Genomic DNA, 19588 nt, shown 5'->3' with positions numbered 1-19588 from the left:
GACGTATGCCGTTGCGCCACAGGTCACCGCTCCTGCTGACCACCGCGGTCGCCCTCGCCGCGTCCCAAGTACTGGCTGCGTGCGGCGGCGCGGATCCGACCACCGCGCCGCAGCCAACCGACGTCGGCACCGTGCACCTGCCGACCGCCAAGGTGCAGACGACTGACTCCTCGGGTCACCGGATCGAGCAGCTGCCGGTCCTGCCGCCCGCACCGATGAGCGAGCGCCGCGTGCGGGGCGAGGACTACAGCTACGCGCTTCCCGTCGCGTGGAGTCCGGGCCGCGGAGCCGTCGACCCGCCGCCCGACACCCTCGTGCTGCCCGACGACTCCGACACCGCGGCGGTGATCGCGGTGGAGCGCCCGTTCAAGGCCGGCTCCCGCACACTCGCCGAGGTCGTCGACAAGCTGCGGGCCGGCTTCGCGGCCAAGGGGTTCCAACCGAAGGCGGCCCCCGAGCGCGACATCGCCGGCTACCACGCGCAGGGGATCGTCGTGGACCAGTCCGACGATCTCAGGCACGTCTACTACGTCGTGGTCTACACGGACCAGGTGTATGCCGTCCGGCTCAGCTACACACCGGCGACTCCCGATCCGCTTGCCGTCCTCCGCGGCGTGCTCGACTCGTGGCTGTGGGGGTGACCACGGTCTCCCGCCCGACGCACCAAGTCCTCTGCGTCTGCGGTTTGCAAGCGTGGCGCAGCGCCGGACCGATGGGTTGGTGTGTCCGCCGGGACGCGAGCGCAGACCCGAGCGCAGACCCGAGCGCAGGCCCGAGCGGTGGGCGAGGGTTATCCGCGTGACTCCGCCCGCCGGCATACGTCAGGCTTGACCTTCGTGGGCCATGTCGACGTCAACTCTGTCTTCTTCAGCCTGCCCGACGGCAGGCCACTGCTCAACGACGTCTCCGTGCGGGTCGGCGAGGGCGCCAAGGTCGCGCTTGTCGGCCCCAACGGCACGGGCAAGACGACGCTCGTGCGGATCATCGCCGGCGACGTGCCGGCCGACGACGGCGCCGTGACGCGGTCCGGCGGTCTCGGCGTGATGCGCCAGTTCATCGGCAAGGTCCGCGACGACTCCACCGTGCGCGACCTGCTCGTGTCGGTGGCGCCGACCCGCATCCGCGAGGCCGCGCAGGAGGTCGACCGCACCGAGCTGCTCATGATGGAGCGCGACGAGGAGGCCGACCAGATGGCCTACGCGCACGCGCTCGTCGAGTGGGGCGAGGCCGGCGGGTACGAGCAGGAGACCGTCTGGGACCAGTGCACCATGTCGGCGATCGGCATCCCGTACGACTCGGCGCAGTGGCGCCGCGTCAACACGCTCTCCGGTGGAGAGCAGAAGCGGCTCGTGCTCGAGGCGCTGCTGCGCGGTCCCGAGGAGGTCCTGCTCCTCGACGAGCCGGACAACTACCTCGACGTGCCCGGCAAGCGATGGCTCGAGGAGGCGCTCATCGCCTCGCCGAAGACGGTGCTGTTCATCAGCCACGACCGCGAGCTCCTCGACCGGGTTGCCACCCGGATCGCCACGCTCGAGCCCGGCGCCGCGGGGGCGACCTTGTGGGTGCACCCAGGACGTTTCGCCACGTACGCGCAGGCGCGCATCGACCGCAACTCCAAGCTCGAGGAGATGCGCCGCCGTTGGGACGAGGAGCACGCGAAGCTCAAGGCCCTCGTGCTGATGTACAAGCAGAAGGCGGCCTACAACGACGGCATGGCCTCGCGGTACCAGGCGGCGCAGACGCGGCTGGCGAAGTTCGTCGAGGCCGGACCGCCCGAGGCAGTGCCGATGACCCAGCGGGTGAAGATGCGGCTCTCGGGCGGTCGGACCGCCAAGCGGGCGATCGTTGCCACGCAGCTCGAGCTGACCGGGCTGATGAAGCCGTTCGACCTCGAGGTCTGGTACGGCGAGCGGGTCGCCGTGCTCGGTTCGAACGGGTCGGGCAAGTCGCACTTCCTGCGCCTGCTGGCGGCCGGCGGCACCGACCCCGAGCGTGAGCACCGGCCCGTCGGCGACGTCCAGCCAGACCCCGTCGCGCACACGGGTGTCGTCCGGCTCGGCTCACGCGTGCGCCCGGGCTGGTTCGCCCAGACCCACCAGCACCCGTCGCTGATGGGCCGGACCCTGCTCGAGATCCTGCATCGCGGCGACGAGCACCGCGCGGGCAAGCCCCGAGAGGAGGCGGCTCGCGCACTCGACCGCTACGAGCTGGCCCGGTCGGGGGAGCAGCTCTTCGAGTCACTGTCAGGGGGCCAGCAGGCCCGCTTCCAGATCCTGCTCCTCGAGCTGTCGGGCGCCACGCTGCTGCTGCTCGACGAGCCGACGGACAACCTCGACCTGCAGTCGGCCGAGGCCCTCGAGGAGGGGCTCGACCGCTTCGAGGGCACCGTCGTCGCGGTGACCCACGACCGGTGGTTCGCCAAGGGGTTCGACCGTTTCCTCGTGTTCGGCGCCGACGGCCGCGTCTACGAGGCGAACGAGCCGGTCTGGGACGAGGGCCGGGTCGTCCGTCCGCGCTGACCTGCCGAGCTGGAGTAGCGTCGAGCCATGCTGCTGCGCGCGCTCGACACGGGCGTCGTCGGCGCGCCCATGGCCGGGGGACCGACGACCCCCGAGCTCGTCGCGGCCGTCGGCGACGCCGGCGGTCTGGGGTTCCTCGCGGCCGGCTATCTCACCGCCGAGCAGCTCGCCACGCGGATCGCCGACGTCTGGGACGCGACCTCGCGACCGTTCGGCGTCAACCTCTTCGTCCCCGCCTCCGCCAACACGTATGCCGCCACGCCACCCTCGCTCGACCGCGCGGACCGCGCGGCCGCGGTGACGGCATACCGGGAGAGGCTCGAGGGCGATGGCGCCGTCTTCGGCGTGCGGCCGGGCGAACCACGTCCCGGCGACACCGACGACTGGGACCGCAAGGTCGACCTCGTGCTGCGAGAACGGGTCCCGGTCGTGTCGTTCACCTTCGGGCTGCCCGGGCGCGCCGTCATCGGGGCCCTGCAGCGAGCCGGCATCGAGACGGTGGCCACGGTGACGGACCTCGACGAGGCGGCGGCCGCCATCGAGGTCGGCGTCGACGCGCTGTGCGTCCAGGGGGCCGACGGTGGTGGCCATCGCGGCACGCTCGATGAGAACAAGGTCCCCGACGAGACGGACCTGCTCGAGCTGGTGGCGGGGGTGCGGCACCTGACCGACCTGCCGATCGTCGCGGGCGGCGGGATCGGGACCGCCGAGCGGGCGCGGCAGGTCCGTGAGGCCGGAGCCGACGCCGTGCAGGTCGGCACCGCGCTGCTGCTGACCCCCGAGGCCGGCACCGGCCTGGCGTACCGGCGCGCCCTGGGCGACCCGGCATACGACCGCACCGCGGTGACCCGCGCCTACTCCGGTCGGCTCGCCCGGGGCCTCGAGACCGACTTCATCCGATCCCACGACGGCCACGCGCCCGCGGCGTACCCGGAGGTGCACCATCTGACGGTGCCGCTGCGGCGCGCGTCCGCGCAGGCAGAGCGGCCGGACCTGCTCGCACTCTGGGCGGGCACAGCCTGGCAGTCCGCCCGGTCCGTGCCGGCCTCGACCGTCGTCGCCGAGCTCGCCGCGGCGGTCTGACCCGGCCGCGACTCGCGTCCGTGTGACCCTTTCGGTGCGGCGTTCGCCTAGCGTGTGCACATGCCCTCAGCCGTTGGAAACCTGACCTGGGTCGATGCCTCGGACCGGCCGGACCTCGTCGCACCGCCCGTCGCCGACGCGCTGCCGCTCGTTCCGCGGGCGCGGGTGGCCGAGATCGACGAGACCCTCGCCGACACAGCCGCCTTCTGCGCGGCCTATGACGTCGCGCCCGAGGCCTCGGCGAACTGCGTCGTCGTCGAGGCCCGGCGGGGCGAGACGACGACGCTGGCGGCGGTGATGATCCTCGCGACGGACCGCGCCGACATCAACCGCGTGGTGCGGCGGTACCTCGGCGCCCGCAAGATCTCGTTCGCCGACCAGGCCAAGGCTGAGGCGCTGACCGGGATGCAGCAGGGCGGCATCACGCCGGTAGGTCTGCCGGACGACTGGCCCATCCTCGTCGACCGTGGCGTGGCGGCTGCGGGCGATGTCGTCATCGGCGCGGGGCTGCGCCGCGCCAAGCTGCTCCTCGACGGCGCCTCGCTCGCCGAGCTGCCGAACGCCGAGGTCCTCGACCTCGCGATCGACGTGAGCGAGGAACCGCCGGACGACCCGTCTCGCCCCTTGGCCCGCCCCAGCTGAGTCGAGCGGTCACCTCGACACGCCAGGTCAGGATCGACGTGACCGCTCGACGGCAGGGTGGTCGGCCTGTCGGAGCGTCGGGTCAGCCGGCGACGTCCCAGAGCAACCGGGCGCGCTCGGCTGCGGTCGTGCCGCCCCAGATGCCGAACGGCTCGGGCACCCGCATGGCGTGGTCGAGGCACTCGCGTGCGACCGGGCACGAGGCGCAGATCGCCTTGGCCGCCTCGGTCTGGCGACGCCGCGCGACCTGGCCGATCTCGGGGTCGTCGGTGAAGAACTGCTCGGCGTCCTTCCCGCGGCAGAGGCCTTCCTCCTGCCAGGCGTAGGAGGAGTGGACGGGCCGGGGGAGTCGCGTGACGGTCATGGGTCCTCCACAGTCGGTGGACGCCGGTCCGACGTCCGCGGTCGATGGTGTTCTTCGAACTTACGCACAACTCGTGCGTTGCACAAGATCAATGCACAAGTTTATGCTGGAGACGTGCCGAACCCCGACGAGCAAGGCTCCGACCAGCCCAGATGACCGACGACCACCCGTCGCCCGACCGAGCCGCCTCCGGCGTCACCGACCCGGGGGACGCGGCGGGCCTGCTGCCGCCCCCGGCCGACGACAGCACGGTCCTGCTCAGCTGGCCCGTCGGCACCGTGGCCGACCAGGTGGGCGTGTCGACCTCGACGCTGCGGTCCTGGGAGCGCCGGTACGGCCTCGGCCCGACCCGCCGCACCGGCGGCGGCCACCGCAGGTATGGCCCGACCGACGTGCTCCGGGTGCGGCTGATGGCCCGCCTCACCGCCCAAGGAGTGCCCGCCCGGGCGGCCGCCGACGCGATCGCGGGCATGGACGACCGCGCGGTGGTCGCCCGGCTCCGCGCACCCGCGACCGAGATGCTCAGGGCGGCTGCAGGCGAAGCCAGTGGGCCTACCGCCGGCGCCGCGCGTGCCGGGCTCGAGGAGCACGCGTCGGCCGATCACGCATCGGCCGAGCTCGGGGTGGTCGATGCGGAAGCGGTGGAGAGCATCGTGTCCGCGGCGGCGGCGCTCGACCCGCTCAGCCTCGTCCACCTTTACCGCGCTGCGCTCCGGCGGCTCGACTTCGAGCACGCCTGGAGCGACGTGCTGGCCCCGTCCTTGCGCCGGATCGGTGAGCAGTGGGCCGCGGGCCGGCTCGGAGTCGAGAGCGAGCATCTGGCCAGCGACGTGCTCCAGGCCGAGCTCCGTGCGGTCGCTCGCGCGCACCGGGTCGACCCGGCGGGACCGCCCGTCCTGCTCGTGTCTGCCGATGACGAGCAGCACCACCTACCCCTGCTTGCGCTCGAGGCCGAGCTGGCCCGGCTGGGCGTCTCTGCCATCCACCTCGGTCCACGCGTGCCCGGGCGCTCGGTCGTCGAGACCGCGCGTCGCACCCGAGCGCGGGCGGTCTTCCTCTGGGCGTCCATGGCGCGGGACGCGTCCGAGCCGTTCTGGGACCTGCTCGACGACGTCGCCGAGCCGACGCGCGTGGTCGTCGGTGGGCCGGGATGGCCGGCCGGTGTCGAGGATCGACGGACCGCAGACGTATGCCGGGTGGCCGACCTCTCGTCGGCCGTGGCCGCGCTGCTTCCGAAGGCCGAGTAAGACCCTCTCGCGTCGGTGAGAGGCCGGGTCTGCGGGGCTGTGAAAGCGTCTTGCAGGCTCCACCGCCGAGCCCGCCGCAAGAAATCCGCCCCGATTGCAAAAAGTTGCAGGAAACCTCTTCCGTCCGGGGCGATTCGGGCGCTAGGTTCCCCGTGGCCGCACTCGCCACTCCGCCACATCGGCGCGACGCGGCACCACCCCCCTTGTCACGCACGAAGGAGTGCGCATGCGCCGACGTCCGGCACTGTCCGCAGTCAGCATCTCGGCCCTGGTCCTCGCCGGACTCGTGGTGCCGCTCACCGGAACCACGGCCCGGGCGGCAGACCCGCGGACCGCCACCCTCGTCGGCTCGCTCCAGGACGAGCTGGGCTGCCCCGGCGACTGGCAGCCCGACTGCGCGGCGACGGAGCTGACCCCGCAACCCGGCTCGACGGCATACGTCCGCGAGTTCGACCTGCCCGCAGGCAAGTTCGAGCTGAAGGTGGCCATCAACCACTCGTGGGACGAGAACTACGGCGCGGACGGCGTCAAGAACGGGCCCAACCTCCCGCTCGTCCTGCAGGGGCCTGCGAAGCTCCGCTTCTCGTACGACGACAAGAGCCACCTGATCACGGTCGCGCCGGCGACCCTGTCCGGGCCGGCGACCGACGCGGACGCCGCGCTGGCCGGCGACTCGCTGCGCAACCTCTCGACGCGTGAGCGCTTCTACTTCGTCATGGCCGACCGGTTCGCGAACGGCGACACCAGCAACGACACGGGCGGGCTCACAGGAGGCCGGCTCGAGACCGGCTTCGACCCGACGGACGAGGGCTTCTACCACGGCGGCGACCTCAAGGGCATCACCCAGCGCCTGGACTACATCAAGGGCCTTGGCACGACGGCGATCTGGCTCACCCCGTCCTTCAAGAACCGCCCGGTCCAGGGATCCGGCTCGGACGCCAGCGCCGGCTACCACGGCTACTGGATCACGGACTTCACCCAGATCGACCCGCACCTGGGCACCAACGCGGACATGAAGGACCTCATCGCCGCCGCGCACGCCAAGGGCATGAAGGTCTACTTCGACATCATCACGAACCACACCGCGGACGTCGTCGACTACGAGGGCGGCAACCACGGCTACGTGACCAAGGAGGCGAGCCCCTACAAGGACAAGGACGGCAAGGTCTTCGACGACGCCGCCGTCGCGGGCAAGCCGACGTGCACGGCCGGACAGGTGCCGCCGACCTGCTTCCCGGAGCTCGACGCCGCGACGTCCTTCCCGTACAAGCCGGTCTTCCGCACCGAGGCGGACAAGACGGTCAAGGTCCCGGCGTGGCTCAACGACCCCACGATGTACCACAACCGCGGCGACTCCACCTTCGCTGGTGAGTCCGCGACCTATGGCGACTTCGTCGGGCTCGACGACCTGTTCACCGAGCGTCCCGACGTCGCCAAGGGCATGGGCGACATCTACGCGCAGTGGGTCGACTTCGGCATCGACGGCTTCCGCATCGACACGGTCAAGCACGTCAACATGGAGTTCTGGCAGTCGTTCGCACCGCGAATCCTGAACCACGCCAAGGAGATCGGGCGGCCGGACTTCTTCATGTTCGGTGAGGTCTACGACAGCAACCCCGCGTACGTCAGCCAGTTCACGACGACCGGCAAGCTGCCGTCGGCCCTCGACTTCGGCTTCCAGAACGCGGCACTCCGCTTCGCCCAGGGCAAGGAGACGACCGGCGTCCGCGACCTCTTCGAGGGCGACGACTACTACACCGACCTCGACTCCAACGCCTACGAGCTGACGACGTTCCTCGGCAACCACGACATGGGCCGCATCGGCGCGATGCTCAAGCCGGCGGCATACGACCGGAAGGACCAGGCACAGCGCGCCGACCTGCTGTCCCGCACCGAGCTCGCCACGTCGCTGATGTACCTCTCGCGCGGCAACCCCGTCGTCTACTACGGCGACGAGCAGGGCTTCACGGGGCCGTCGACCGACATCGGTGACAAGCGCGCTCGCCAGGACATGTTCGGCACGCAGACGCCGATCTACAAGGACGACGACATCATCGGCAGCACCGAGCGGGCCGGCACGAGCTCGCACTACTCGACGAACGTCCCTCTCTACCAGGAGATCAAGGACCTCGCCGCCCTGCGCGCCGCCAACCCGGCGCTCGCCGACGGTGCGCAGATCCACCGCTACGCATCCGACTCGGCCGGCATCTACGCGATGAGCCGGATCGACAAGGCTGCCCACCGCGAGTACCTCGTCGTGGCAAACAACGCGACGACCGAGAAGAGCGCGACGTTCTCGACCTACTCGCCGCAGACGACCTTCCAGCGCCTCTACGGCGCGGCCGACGGCGTGATCTCCGACAAGGCAGGGCGGGTCACGGTGACCGTCCCCCCACTGTCCGTCGTGGTGTTCAAGGGCAAGACAGCCTTCCACGCCCCTGAGTCGGCGACCACCGTCTACCCGGTGTCCCCGTCAGCGGGCGCGACGGTCGGCGGCCGCGCGGAGATCGGCGCAGCCGTCCCGGGCAACGCGTTCGCGGAGGTGACCTTCCTCTACCGCCCCGTCGGCACGACGGCGTGGACGTCGATCGGCACCGATGACAACGCGCCGTACCGCGTGTTCCAGGACGTCACGGGCCTGGCCAAGGGCACGCTCGTCGAGTACCGGATGCTGGCCAAGGACATCGAGGGCCGGATCTCCGCGACCTCGACCTACGGTGTGGTCGGCGACGCCCAGGCCGCCGGTGGCGGCGGCGGTGGCGGGGGCACCGGGCCCGTCGTCCAGCCGGACGCGGTCTCGATCCCGGGCAGCCACAACTCCGAGATGGGCTGCCCCGGCGACTGGCAGCCGGACTGCGCCCAGGCGCAGCTGACCCGCGATCCCAAGGACGACATCTGGAAGGGCGCCGTCACGATCCCGGCCGGCGACTACGAGTACAAGGCCGCGATCAACAAGAGCTGGGACGAGAACTACGGGGCCGGAGCCGTGCGCGGCGGCGGCAACATCGCCTACAAGAACCCCGGCACCGAGACGAAGTTCTACTACGACCACCGCACGCACTGGGTCACCAGCGATGCACAGGACCCGATCATCACGGCTCCGGGCAGCTTCCAGAGCGAGATCGGCTGTCCGGGAGACTGGTCGCCCGACTGCATGCGGTCCTGGCTGCAGGACCCCGACGGCGACGGCACGTACACGTGGTCCGGCGAGATCCCGGCCGGCAGCTACGAGTTCAAGATCGCCCACAAGCTCTCGTGGACCGAGAACTACGGCGCTGGTGGCGCGAAGGACGGCCCGAACGTCGCCTTCTCGGTGCCCGGCGCGGGTGTGGTCACCACCATCACCTACGTCCTGTCGACCCACCAGATATCGGTCAAGACGTCGCGCGCCGGAGCCACGCCCGACCTGACCAAGGCCAAGGCGTTCATCGTCGGTCCCGACCTCGTGGCCTGGCCGGCGAGCGCGCTCCCGGCCGGCGTCGACCCGGCGACGCTGAGCTGGCGCCTGCACTGGTCGCCCACCGGCGGGCTCGGCCTCGACGCCGAGGCGGTCACGGGCGGCTCGGTCGTGAGCCTCGTGCGCGACCCGAAGGGCCTGCCGGCCGCGCTGCTCGCGGCGCACCCGGAGCTCAAGGGCGCCCTCGCGCTGCGGCTCGACCAGAGCACCAAGCCCTCCATGGCCGAGATCCTCAAGGGCCAGGTCGCCGTCGGGATGTACGACCCCACCGGCAAGCTGCTCGACGCCACCGGGGCACAGACCGCGATCGCGCTCGACACGATGTATGCCGCGTCGGCGGGCTCCCGCTCGTACGGTGTGACCTTCGGCTCGGGTGGCGTCGGGTTCTCGCTCTGGGCGCCGACCGCGCAGTCGGTGTCCCTGCTGACCTGGCCGAAGGATGCGGCCGCGAACGCGCCCGTGTCCGCTGCGACCCGCACGGCCATGACCCGGGGCAGCGACGGATCGTGGTCCGCGACGCTCGGGTCCTCGGCGAAGGGGGATCGCTACCTCTACGAGGTGAAGGTGTGGGCACCGACCACCCGCAAGGTGGAGACGAACCGCGTCACCGACCCGAGCTCCGTTGCGCTGACGCTGAACTCGACCAGGTCGGTGGCCGTCGACCTCAAGGACCCGGCATACATGCCGTCGACCTGGAAGGCCACGCCGTCGCCCAAGCTCGCCCGTGGCGTGGACTCGACCATCTACGAGCTGCAGATCCGCGACTACTCGATGTCCGATGCGAAGGTGCCGGCGAGCCTGCGCGGCAGCTATCTCGCCTTCGCCCAGAACGGCGACGGCAGATCGCACCTCAAGGCTCTGGCCGCAGCCGGGCTCAACACCGTCCACCTGCTGCCCAGCTTCGACATCGCCTCGATCGAGGAGGACCCGGCCAAGCAGGAGCAGCCGGCGTGCGACCTCGCGTCGTACGCGCCCGACAGCCAGGAGCAGCAGAAGTGCGTCGGCGCGGTCGCGAGCAAGGACGCCTTCAACTGGGGCTACGACCCCTACCACTGGTCGGTGCCCGACGGCTCCTTCGCATCGACGGCCGAGGCGGCCGACGGCGGCACGCGAGTCGCCGAGTTCCGGACGATGGTCGGCGCCCTGCACCAGGACGGCCTGCGCGTCGTGCTCGACCAGGTGTTCAACCACACCGCCGCGTCCGGCGAGGACGACAAGTCGGTGCTCGACCAGGTCGTGCCCGGCTACTACCACCGGCTCAACGCGACTGGTGCGGTCGAGACCTCGACCTGCTGCCAGAACATCGCGACCGAGCACGCGATGGCGCAGAAGATGATGGTCGACTCCGTCGTCTCGTGGGCCCGCAACTACAAGGTCGACGGCTTCCGCTTCGACCTCATGGGGCACGCCAGCCGGGACAACATGCTCGCCATCCGGAACGCCCTCAACCGGCTGACCCTGGCGCGGGACGGGGTCGACGGCGCGTCGATCTACCTCTACGGCGAGGGCTGGAACTTCGGCGAGGTGGCCGGCAACGCGTTGTTCGAGCAGGCCACCCAGGGCCAGCTCGGCGGCACCGGCATCGGCACCTTCTCCGACCGGCTCCGCGACGCGGTGCGCGGCGGCGGGCCGTTCGACGACGACCCGCGCAAGCAGGGCTTCGGCTCCGGCGAGGCGACCGACCCGAACGGTGCTGCGACCAACGGCGACGCTGTTGCCGGCCTGGCTCACGACACCGACCTCGTGCAGCTCGGGCTCGCCGGAAACCTGCGCTCGTTCTCGTTCCGGAGCCAGGCGAGCGGGAACGTGGTCAACGGCACCCAGGTCGACTACAACGGCTCACCGGCCGGGTATGCCGACCAGCCGGACGAGGTGGTGACGTACGTCGACGCCCACGACAACGAGACGCTCTTCGACTCGCTGACGTACAAGCTGCCGGTAGCCACGTCGATGCGTGACCGCGTGCGGATGAACACGCTGTCGCTCGCGACGACGGCCCTCGCGCAGACCCCGTCGTTCTGGCACGCGGGCGCTGACCTGCTCCGCAGCAAGTCGCTCGACCGGAACTCCTACGACAGCGGTGACTGGTTCAACCGCCTCGACTGGACCGGCGCGGACAACGGCTTCGGCCACGGCCTGCCGCCGGCCGGGTCGAACGAGTCCAAGTGGACCTTCATGAAGCCGCTGCTGGCGAACCCGGCCCTCAAGCCGGCGGCGACCGACGTCCAGACGGCCTCGGCCATGGCGCAGGACCTGCTGCGGCTCCGGTTCAGCACGCCGCTCTTCCGCCTCGGGACCGCGGCCGCGATCAACGCCAAGGTCAGCTTCCCGGTGTCCGGCACGGCCGAGGCCAAGCGCGGTGTCATCGTGATGCGCATCGACGACACGGTGGGCAGCGACGCCGACCCGGCGCTGCGCGGTCTCGTCGTGGTGTTCAACGCATCACCGGATGCCGTGTCGCAGAAGGTCCCCGGACTGGCTGGAACGGTGCAGCTGAGCCCGGTCCAGGCCACCGGGGCCGACAGTGTCGTCAAGCAGGCGGCATACGACGCCTCGACCTCGACGTTCTCCGTGCCGGCCCGGACGGTCGCTGTCTTCGTCCAGCCCAGCTGAGCGTCGCCCGACCCAGCAACACACCGAGCAGTCGCGAACCCTGACGGTAATAACCGGCAGAGGTTTGCGACTGCTCGGTGTGTTGCGGTAGCGGGGGATCAGCCCTTGACGGCGCCGTCGAGCCCGCCGCCGAGGAACGCGCGCTGGAAGAGCAGGAAGAACACGATCGGCACGGCCGAGCTGATCAGCAGTGCGGCGAGGAAGACGTCGAGCTCGGTCGATCCCGAGATCGCCGGCAGGCGAACCGACAGGGGCTGCTTGCTCGGGTCGGGCAGCACGATAAGGGGCCAGATGAAGTCCTTCCAGGCCGCGAGGATCGCGAAGACCGAGACGACCCCGAGAACCGGCTTCGACATCGGCAGCACGATGTTCCAGAACAGCCGGTAGTCCCCCGCCCCGTCGACACGCGCGGCCTCGATGATCTCCCGGGGAAGGTTGTCGAAGAAGCGTTTGACGACAGCCACGTTGAACGCGCTCGCGCCGGCCGGCAGGATCACACCCCACCAGGTGTTCACCAGCGACACGTGCGCGAACGGGATGTCGAGGATCGTCAGGTAGAGCGGGACAAGCAGCACGACCGCGGGGACGAACATCGTCGCGAGCACGGCGGCATACACGATCCGGTGGCCGGGCGGCCGGAGCACCGACAGCGCGTACCCCGCAGTCGTTGCGACGACCATCTGCACCAGCCAGGAGCCGACGGCGATGATGACCGTGTTGACGAAGTACGTGTCGAGGTGGAGCTCGTTCCAGGCCGTCGAAAGGTTCTCGAGATCGATTCCGTTGGGCCACAAGGCAAGCGGCTGACGAAGCGTGTCCTGGGTCGGTGTCACAGCCGACTTCGCGAGCCACAGGATCGGGCCGAGCGCTGCCACGACGAGGAAGGCCAGCAGCCCGACGTTGACGGCGCCCCGGAGGGTGCGCGTGCGGGGCTGGCGGCGTTCCTGGGTGGAGGTGATGCCGCGCGTCTCGGCCTCGCTCTGCCGCCGGCGACGGTGCCGGCGGACTCGCCGGCCCCTGTCGCCCGCGGCGGCACCTTCGGGGTCATCCGGCGCTGGCTCAGAGGTGGGCGCGGGTAGCTGGGTGGCAGTCGTCATGACGAGCTCCACGACCGGGTCAGGCGGAAGTAGACCGCGGAGAGGATGGCGAGGAACGCGGCGAGCATGAGGGACAAGGCAGTTGCCTCACCGTAGGCGCCGCCGGTGGTGTTGCCGAACGCATACCGGTAGACGAGCAGCAGCACCGTGAGCGAGGCGTTGTCCGGCCCGCCGTCGGTGAACAGGTATGGCTCCAGGAAGACCTGCGTCGTGCCGATGATCTGCAGGATCAGCGTGATGAGCATGACTCCGCGAACGTGCGGCATCGTCACGTGCCACACCTTGCGCCACACGCCCGCCCCGTCGACCTCCGCAGCGTCGTAGAGCTCCGGCGGCACGGAGACGAGGGCCGCGAGGTAGATGATCACGGTGGCGCCGGCTGCCGCCCAGGTCGCCTCGATGACGAGCGACGGCATCACCATCGAGGTCGACTCGAGCCACTGGACCGGCCCCAGACCGAACCAGCCCAGGATCGTGTTGAAGACCCCGGTCGGGCTCGCGTCGTAGAACACTCGCCACAGCAGCACCGCAACAGCCGGTGGGATGACGACCGGGAGGTAGGCGAGCACGGCATACAGGCCCCGTGCGCGCCGCAGGTCACTCATGACCACCGCGAGCAAGAGCGGGACGGGGTAGCCGATCACGAGCGCCAGCAGCGCGAAGTATGCCGTGTTCTTGAGGGCGACCGGCAGGAGCGGGTCCTCGAGGACGGCCCTGACGTTGTCCAGCCCGACCCAGGTCGCCGGCTCGACGAGGTTGGTCTCCTGCAGGCTCATGACGAACGACCGGATGATCGGGAACCAGGAGAACAGGCCGAACACGAGGAGCATCGGCAGCAGGAAGACGAGTCCGCCCAGCGCCGGGCGCCGCGGGGCGCGGCGTCCGGCGCTGGGCTGTGTGGTCACATCGCTCATGAGGTGAGCTCGGTTGGGGGAGTGAGCGGTCGGCTCACTTGGAGAGCAGCTTCGTGGCCTGCTCGTTGGCCGAGGCGAGCAGCGCGTCGACATCGGCGTTCTGGTCGGTGAGGACCTTCTGCACGACCGAGTCGAGCAAGGCGTAGAGGGCCTGGGTCTGCGAGGCGGGCTCGGCGATGAGGTTCTGGTCGAAGACGTTGTCGGTGAACGACGTCATCTGTGCCTCCGGGACGTTGATGTAGTCCTTGATCCAGGTGCGCGACTCCTCCCACGTGGCCTTGTCGAAGATCGGCAGGCTGGGCGTGCCGATCGGCTGCTTGGCGTCGGAGAGCACCTTCGCGTCCGCGACGGCCGCCTGCTCGTCGACCAGCTTGCGCATCCGGTAGAAGTCGTTCCACTTGACCGCTGCCTGCTGCTCGGCGGCGCTCGCCTTGGCGTTGACGGCGGCCACCGAGCCACCACCGAGGATGCCGGCGTCCGGGCTCGTCACCAGCGGCAGCGCCGCGAGGCCGTACATCTCGGGCTTGATCTGGTTCGTGGTCACGAGCGCGTTGTACACGTCGGAGCCACTCATGTACATGCCGACCTTGCCGGCGGCGAACGCCGTGTTGATGGAGCCCCAGTCGAAGACGGTGTTGTTGCCCATCGACTTGTCCTGCCACTTCATCGCCTTGAGCAGCTCCAGGCCGGCCTTGGTGCCCGGGTTGTTCACCGTCGCGGTGACCTGCTCACCGGACGCCTGCTCCATGCGGCCGCCCTGGCTGTACGTGAGGGTCGTGAGCATCCAGCCGCCGGTGTTGTCCTTGGTCATCTGGACGTAGCCGGCCTGCCCGGTCTTGTCGGCGATCTGCTTGGCGTCCGCACGCACCTCGTCCCACGTCGTCGGCGGCTTGTCGGGGTCGAGCCCGGCCTGCTTGAACAGGTCCCGGTTGTAGTGGAGCCCGACGCCGTAGGCCTCGGTGGGGATGCCGTAGATCCGGCCGTCCGGCCCCTTGGCCGCGGCGAGGACGCTCGGGTTGAACGTGCTCGCGTAGGGCAGCTTGTTGACGAGGTCGGTGATGTCGGCGATCTGCTTGCGCTCGGCGAGACCCTTGGTGTCGGTGAACGGCACCCGGAAGGTCGTCGGCAGCTGGTTGCCGGCGAGCTGGGCGGCGAAGGTCTCGGCCTTCCACTCCCACTCGACCGGCTCGACGACGATCCCGGGGTTGGCCTTGTTGAAGGCCGCGGCCTGCGCCTTGACGGCGTCGATGGTCGGCTGCTTGTCGCCCGGCCGCCAACCCTCGACCCTGATCGTCACCGTGTGGCCCCCTGAGGACGAGTCCGATGACCCGTTCGACGAGCTGCACGCGGCGACGGCGGTCACCGACGCCATGGCGATGACGGCCGCCAGGCCCCGGAATCGTGCTGAGTTCATTTCTAACGCTCCCTTGCGCTGGTGTTGCTGGGTGAATCGTGCTGGTGCCGAACGGTTTTCGTGATGTGCTTGGGTATGCCGGTTCGTGTCGTTCAGTGGGCGAGGCGGAGCCAGGCGGTGGCGTCAGTGGGCAGGCGCCCGTCCTCGAGGGGTGCGCTCGCCAGCCACAGGGCGGCGTAAGGCGGCAGGTCGACAGCCTGACCGGAGAGGTTGACGACGCAGGCGAAGTCGGAACCGCGGCGGAAGGCGAGGACGTCGGGTGCCGAAGCGAGCCACTCCATCGGCCCGTCACCGAGGTCGGGATGGGTCCGGCGGACGAGCAGCGCTCGGCGGTGGAGGGAGAGCATCGAGGCTGGGTCTGACGACTGCGCCTGGACGGTGAGCTCGGCCCAGGTCTCCGGCTGGGGAAGCCAGGTGGTGACCTCGTCGGGGCTGAAGCCGTAGGGCGGCCTCGTGCCTGACCACGGCAGGGGCACGCGGCAGCCGTCGCGGCCCGGGTCCACCCCGCCGGACCTGAAGTGCATCGGGTCCTGGAGCAGCTCGAGGGGGATGTCCTCGACCTCGGGCAGGCCGAGCTCGTCGCCTTGGTAGAGGTAGTAGGCGCCGGGAAGAGCCATCGCGAGAAGCACGGCCGCCCGGGCCCGGCGGCGCCCGAGGTCGAGGTCGGTGGTGGTGCCGAACCGCTTGGTGTCGAAGGAGAATGCGGTGTCGGCGCGGCCGTAGCGGGTCACTGGTCTGGTCACGTCGTGGTTCGACAGGACCCACGTCGGAGGTGCCCCGACCTGTGCGTGGGCCGAGACGGTCCGGTCGATCGAGTCCCGGAGCCGGGCCGCGTCCCACGGAGCGGCCATGAACTCGAAGTTGAAGGCGGTGTGGAGCACCCCGGGGCGGAGGTACCGCGTGAAGCGCTCCACGTCCGGCAGCCAGATCTCGCCGATGAGGGCCCGGTCCGGTCCGTACGACTCGGCGATGGTGCGCCAGCTGCGGTAGATGTCCTGCAGCTCGTCCCGGTCGGTGTAGGGGTGGGTGCCCGGGGCGATGCCGTCGGCGACGTCGGTGAGTCCGGAGTCCTTGGACACCAGGGCGGCCGAGTCGATGCGGATCCCCGAGACGCCCCGGTCGAACCAGAACCGCAGCACCTCTTCGTGCTCCTGCCGGACGTCCGGGTGCTCCCAGTTGAGGTCGGGCTGGCCGGAGGCGAACAGGTGCAGGTACCACTGCTCGGGCGTTCCGTCGGCGGCGACCAGGCGTGACCAGGGCACGCCGCCGAACTCCGAGACCCAGTTGTTCGGCGGCTCGTCGCCACCGGGACCGCGGCCGTCGCGGAACCAGAACCGCTCGCGCTCGGAGGATCCGGGCCCGGCTGCGATGGCGGCCCGGAACCATCGGTGCGCGGAGGACACGTGGTTCGGGACGACGTCGATGATGGTGCGGATGCCGTAGCCGAGCGCGTCGCTGATCAGGGCCTCGGCCTCGGCGAGGTCACCGAACAGCGGGTCGATGTCGCGGTAGTCGGCGACGTCGTAGCCGCCATCGGCCATGGGGGAGGGGTACCACGGCGTGAACCAGATCGCGTCGATGCCGAGGTCGCGAAGATAGGGCAGCCGCCCGCGCACGCCCGCCAGGTCACCGGTGCCGTCGCCGTTGCCGTCGGAGAAGCTGCGTGGGTAGACCTGGTAGATCGCGGCACCCCGCCACCAGTCGGCCGACGACGCGATGGCTTCGGTCGGTCGGTGCAGCTGACTGGTGCTCACGTGTTGGGCCCGCCTCGTCGTCGAGTTCGTGCCAGGCAGTTGCCCGACGACAGCGACCATAGAGAAGCGAACAGAGCGCCGCAAGAACTTGACAGATGAAAGTTATTTTCGCGACTTGCGCGATCAGGCCCGGCAGGGACCGGTCGACCGGCGGACGACGAGCTCGGGCTCGAACAGCAGCTCGTCGGACACCGCGTCGGCGCCGCCGATCTGGGCCACGAGAGCCGCGACAGCGGCTCGGCCCATCGCCTCGATGGGCTGGCGCACAGTCGTCAGGGGCGGGTCGACCGAGCCCATGAAGGCGGAGTCGTCGTAGCCGATGACCGACACGTCCGTCGGGACGTCGAGGTGAGCCCGGCGGACCGCGCGGATGGCGCCGAGGGCGATCGGGTCGCTGGCGCAGATCAGGGCGGTGGCGCCCTTGCCGAGCAGCCGCGTGGCCGCGGCCTGACCACTCTGCTGGGAGTAGTCGCTGTGGGCCACGAGCTCGTCCTCGACGGGGCTGCCGGACCTGGCCGAGACGATGCGCGCGGTCTCGATCTTCCGGTTGGACGGGAGGTGGTCGTCTGGCCCCATGACGAGACCAATTCGCCTGTGTCCCAATGATACTGCGTGCGCCCAGGCCTGCTCCATCGCGATGCCGTCATCGCACACGACACGGGCGAAGGGGAGCGTGTCGATGGACGCGTTGATGGTCACGACGGGCAGGTTGCGGCGGATCAGCCGCTCGTAGTGGGAGTGGTCGGCATCGGCCTGGCTGTACAGCCCGCCGGCGAACACGATGCCGGCGACCTGCTGCTGCTCGAGGAGCAGGTCGATGTAGTCGGACTCGGTGACGCCGCCGATCGTCTGCGTGCACAGCACCGGGGTGAGGCCGTGCTGCGCAAGGCCCGACCCGAGGACATCGGCCAGCGCGGGGAAGATCGGGTTCTGCAGCTCGGGCAGGACGAGGCCGACGAGACGGGCCCGCTCGCCACGCAGCTTGGACGGCCGCTCGTAGCCCAGGACGTCGAGGGCCGTGAGCACCGTCGAGCGGGTCTCGTCGGAGACGCCTGGCTTGCCGTTGAGCACCCGGCTGACGGTGGCCTCGCTGACCCCTGCTCGTGCGGCCACTTCGGCCAGTCGTCGTGTCACGAGCCTGAATCTAGCGGCAAGCGGAGGCAAAGGGAATGCAAGACTCACGCAAAAACTCGACATCGGTTGTACCTGGTGTCACGACGGGGCCTCTCGAGGTGAAATCGTCACGGCGCCCTCCCGTCGAGTGGCCGCTTCCTCCCACCGTGGCCCACCCCCCAACGTGTCGAGCGGCCGCGTCTTCCCACCCTGGCCGAGCCCCACCTGTCGAGTGGCCGCTGCGTCACAGACGTCGCGAACCGGGCGCGATCGTGGAACCCGGCCACGCGGCATACGGGGGTCGGATTACGTTGGGGACGTGACGACTTCCGACATGACGTACCGGCAGCTCGGCGACAGTGGCCTCACCGTCTCGACGGTCGGCCTCGGCTGCAACAACTTCGGCCGCCGGATCGACCAGGAGGGCACGACTGCGGTCGTGCGGCAGGCGCTCGACTCCGGCGTGACCCTGTTCGACACCGCCGACATCTACGGCCTCGGCGCGAGCGAGGAGATGCTGGGGCTCGCCCTCGGGCCCGAGCGGCAGAACGTCGTCGTGGCGACGAAGTTCGGCATGGACATGCAGGGGGTCAACGGGCCCGACTGGGGTGTGCGGGGGTCGCGCCGCTACATCCGAACAGCCGTCGAGGCGAGCCTGCGCCGACTTGGCACTGACTGGATCGACCTCTACCAGCTGCACCGGCCCGATCCGGTCACGCCGATCGACGAGACGCTCGCCGCGCTCGACGAGCTCGTGCGCGAGGGCAAGGTGCGCTACGTCGGCAGCAGCAACTTCAGCGGCTGGCAGGTCGTCGACGCCGACTGGACCGCTCGGGCCAGCGGCACGACGCGGTTCGTGTCGGCACAGAACGAGTACTCCCTGCTGGAGCGCGACGTGGAGGACGAGCTCGTCCCGGCGTGCGAGCACGTCGGCGTCGGGCTCCTGCCGTTCTTCCCGCTCGCGTCGGGCCTGCTCACCGGCAAGTACCGCCGCGGGGAGGCAGCGCCCCAGGGCACGCGCCTGGCCGGCATGGCCGACCGGCTCGCCGCGGCCGACTGGGACACGATCGAGCGCCTCGAGGCGTATGCCGCTCAGCGCGACCTCCCGCTGGTGGACGTCGCGATCGGCGGGCTCGCCGCCCAGCCGGCCGTTGCGTCGGTCATCGCCGGCGCGACCCGGCCCGAGCAGGTGCTCGACAACGTCCGCGCGGGGCTGTGGGAGCCGACCGCGGACGACCTGGCCGACCTCGACGACGCCACGAACCCCTCCGCCTGACACACGCCTGTGACGGAGCGCCCACTCGACGCCGCGGGTTGGCGTGGGGGGCGGACGCCACGGATGTGACGCATCGGCCACTCAACGGTCGAGTG

13 protein-coding genes are annotated in these 19588 nt (G+C 70.3%); 7 read left to right on the top strand and 6 right to left on the bottom strand.

All coding sequences use genetic code 11. The features are described 5' to 3' along the window. The first annotated feature begins 5 nt into the window (after positions 1-5). The 4 genes from ACYVLP_RS27050 to ACYVLP_RS27035 all read left to right on the top strand — a co-directional run bounded on the left by ACYVLP_RS27050 (position 6) and on the right by ACYVLP_RS27035 (position 4244). Positions 6-641 carry a hypothetical protein gene (locus ACYVLP_RS27050; protein ID WP_460630354.1) on the top strand — a complete coding sequence of 212 codons (636 nt, stop codon included), beginning with the start codon at positions 6-8 and terminating at the stop codon, positions 639-641. Positions 642-836: 195 nt separating this feature from the next. Continuing rightward, positions 837-2519 carry an ABC-F family ATP-binding cassette domain-containing protein gene (locus ACYVLP_RS27045; RefSeq protein ID WP_460630375.1) on the top strand — a complete coding sequence of 561 codons (1683 nt, stop codon included), beginning with the start codon at positions 837-839 and terminating at the stop codon, positions 2517-2519. Between the two features lie 27 nt (positions 2520-2546). After that, complete coding sequence (locus ACYVLP_RS27040; RefSeq protein WP_460630353.1) at positions 2547-3602, top strand: NAD(P)H-dependent flavin oxidoreductase; 1056 nt, start codon at positions 2547-2549, stop codon at positions 3600-3602. A 60-nt stretch (positions 3603-3662) separates the two neighbouring features. After that, positions 3663-4244 carry a YbaK/EbsC family protein gene (locus ACYVLP_RS27035; RefSeq protein WP_460630352.1) on the top strand — a complete coding sequence of 194 codons (582 nt, stop codon included), beginning with the start codon at positions 3663-3665 and terminating at the stop codon, positions 4242-4244. Positions 4245-4326: 82 nt separating this feature from the next. Here ACYVLP_RS27035 and ACYVLP_RS27030 read toward each other — a convergent pair whose 3' ends face one another. Beyond that, complete coding sequence (locus tag ACYVLP_RS27030) at positions 4327-4608, bottom strand: WhiB family transcriptional regulator (RefSeq protein ID WP_452269225.1); 282 nt, start codon at positions 4606-4608, stop codon at positions 4327-4329. 152 nt (positions 4609-4760) lie between these two features. Between ACYVLP_RS27030 and ACYVLP_RS27025 the strand changes: the two genes are divergently transcribed. Further along, the gene (locus ACYVLP_RS27025; protein WP_460630351.1) at positions 4761-5855 is read left to right on the top strand and encodes a MerR family transcriptional regulator; all 1095 of its coding nucleotides are present in this window, start codon (positions 4761-4763) and stop codon (positions 5853-5855) included. Positions 5856-6081: 226 nt separating this feature from the next. Beyond that, positions 6082-11925 carry a pullulanase-type alpha-1,6-glucosidase gene (pulA, locus tag ACYVLP_RS27020; RefSeq protein WP_460630350.1) on the top strand — a complete coding sequence of 1948 codons (5844 nt, stop codon included), beginning with the start codon at positions 6082-6084 and terminating at the stop codon, positions 11923-11925. Positions 11926-12023: 98 nt separating this feature from the next. Here the strand turns inward: pulA and ACYVLP_RS27015 are convergent, their stop codons facing one another. The 5 genes from ACYVLP_RS27015 to ACYVLP_RS26995 form a co-directional block, all read right to left on the bottom strand. Beyond that, the gene (locus ACYVLP_RS27015) at positions 12024-13022 is read right to left on the bottom strand and encodes a carbohydrate ABC transporter permease (RefSeq protein ID WP_460630349.1); all 999 of its coding nucleotides are present in this window, start codon (positions 13020-13022) and stop codon (positions 12024-12026) included. Then, entirely contained in the window at positions 13019-13936 is a 918-nt protein-coding gene (locus ACYVLP_RS27010; RefSeq protein ID WP_460630348.1) for a carbohydrate ABC transporter permease, read from the bottom strand. Before ACYVLP_RS27010 ends, ACYVLP_RS27015 begins: the two co-directional genes overlap by 4 nt. Positions 13937-13970: 34 nt before the next feature. Continuing rightward, on the bottom strand, positions 13971-15350 hold the full coding sequence (locus ACYVLP_RS27005) for an ABC transporter substrate-binding protein (RefSeq protein ID WP_460630347.1): 1380 nt from the start codon (positions 15348-15350) through the stop codon (positions 13971-13973). Positions 15351-15442: 92 nt separating this feature from the next. Continuing rightward, positions 15443-17164: a glycoside hydrolase family 13 protein gene (locus ACYVLP_RS27000; protein WP_460630346.1), complete on the bottom strand. Its 1722-nt coding sequence runs from the start codon at positions 17162-17164 to the stop codon at positions 15443-15445. 63 nt (positions 17165-17227) lie between these two features. Then, a complete protein-coding gene (locus ACYVLP_RS26995) occupies positions 17228-18238 on the bottom strand; it encodes a LacI family DNA-binding transcriptional regulator (RefSeq protein ID WP_460630345.1) in 1011 nt (336 codons plus the stop codon). A 313-nt stretch (positions 18239-18551) separates the two neighbouring features. On the opposite strand from ACYVLP_RS26995, the gene ACYVLP_RS26990 reads away from it, so the two are divergent. Then, complete coding sequence (locus tag ACYVLP_RS26990; RefSeq protein ID WP_460630374.1) at positions 18552-19493, top strand: aldo/keto reductase; 942 nt, start codon at positions 18552-18554, stop codon at positions 19491-19493. Positions 19494-19588: the final 95 nt, after the last annotated feature.

This window comes from Intrasporangium mesophilum (assembly GCF_054783095.1).
The sequence above is the reverse complement of the archived record's forward strand: the minus strand, read 5'-3'. Positions and strand labels throughout refer to the sequence as shown.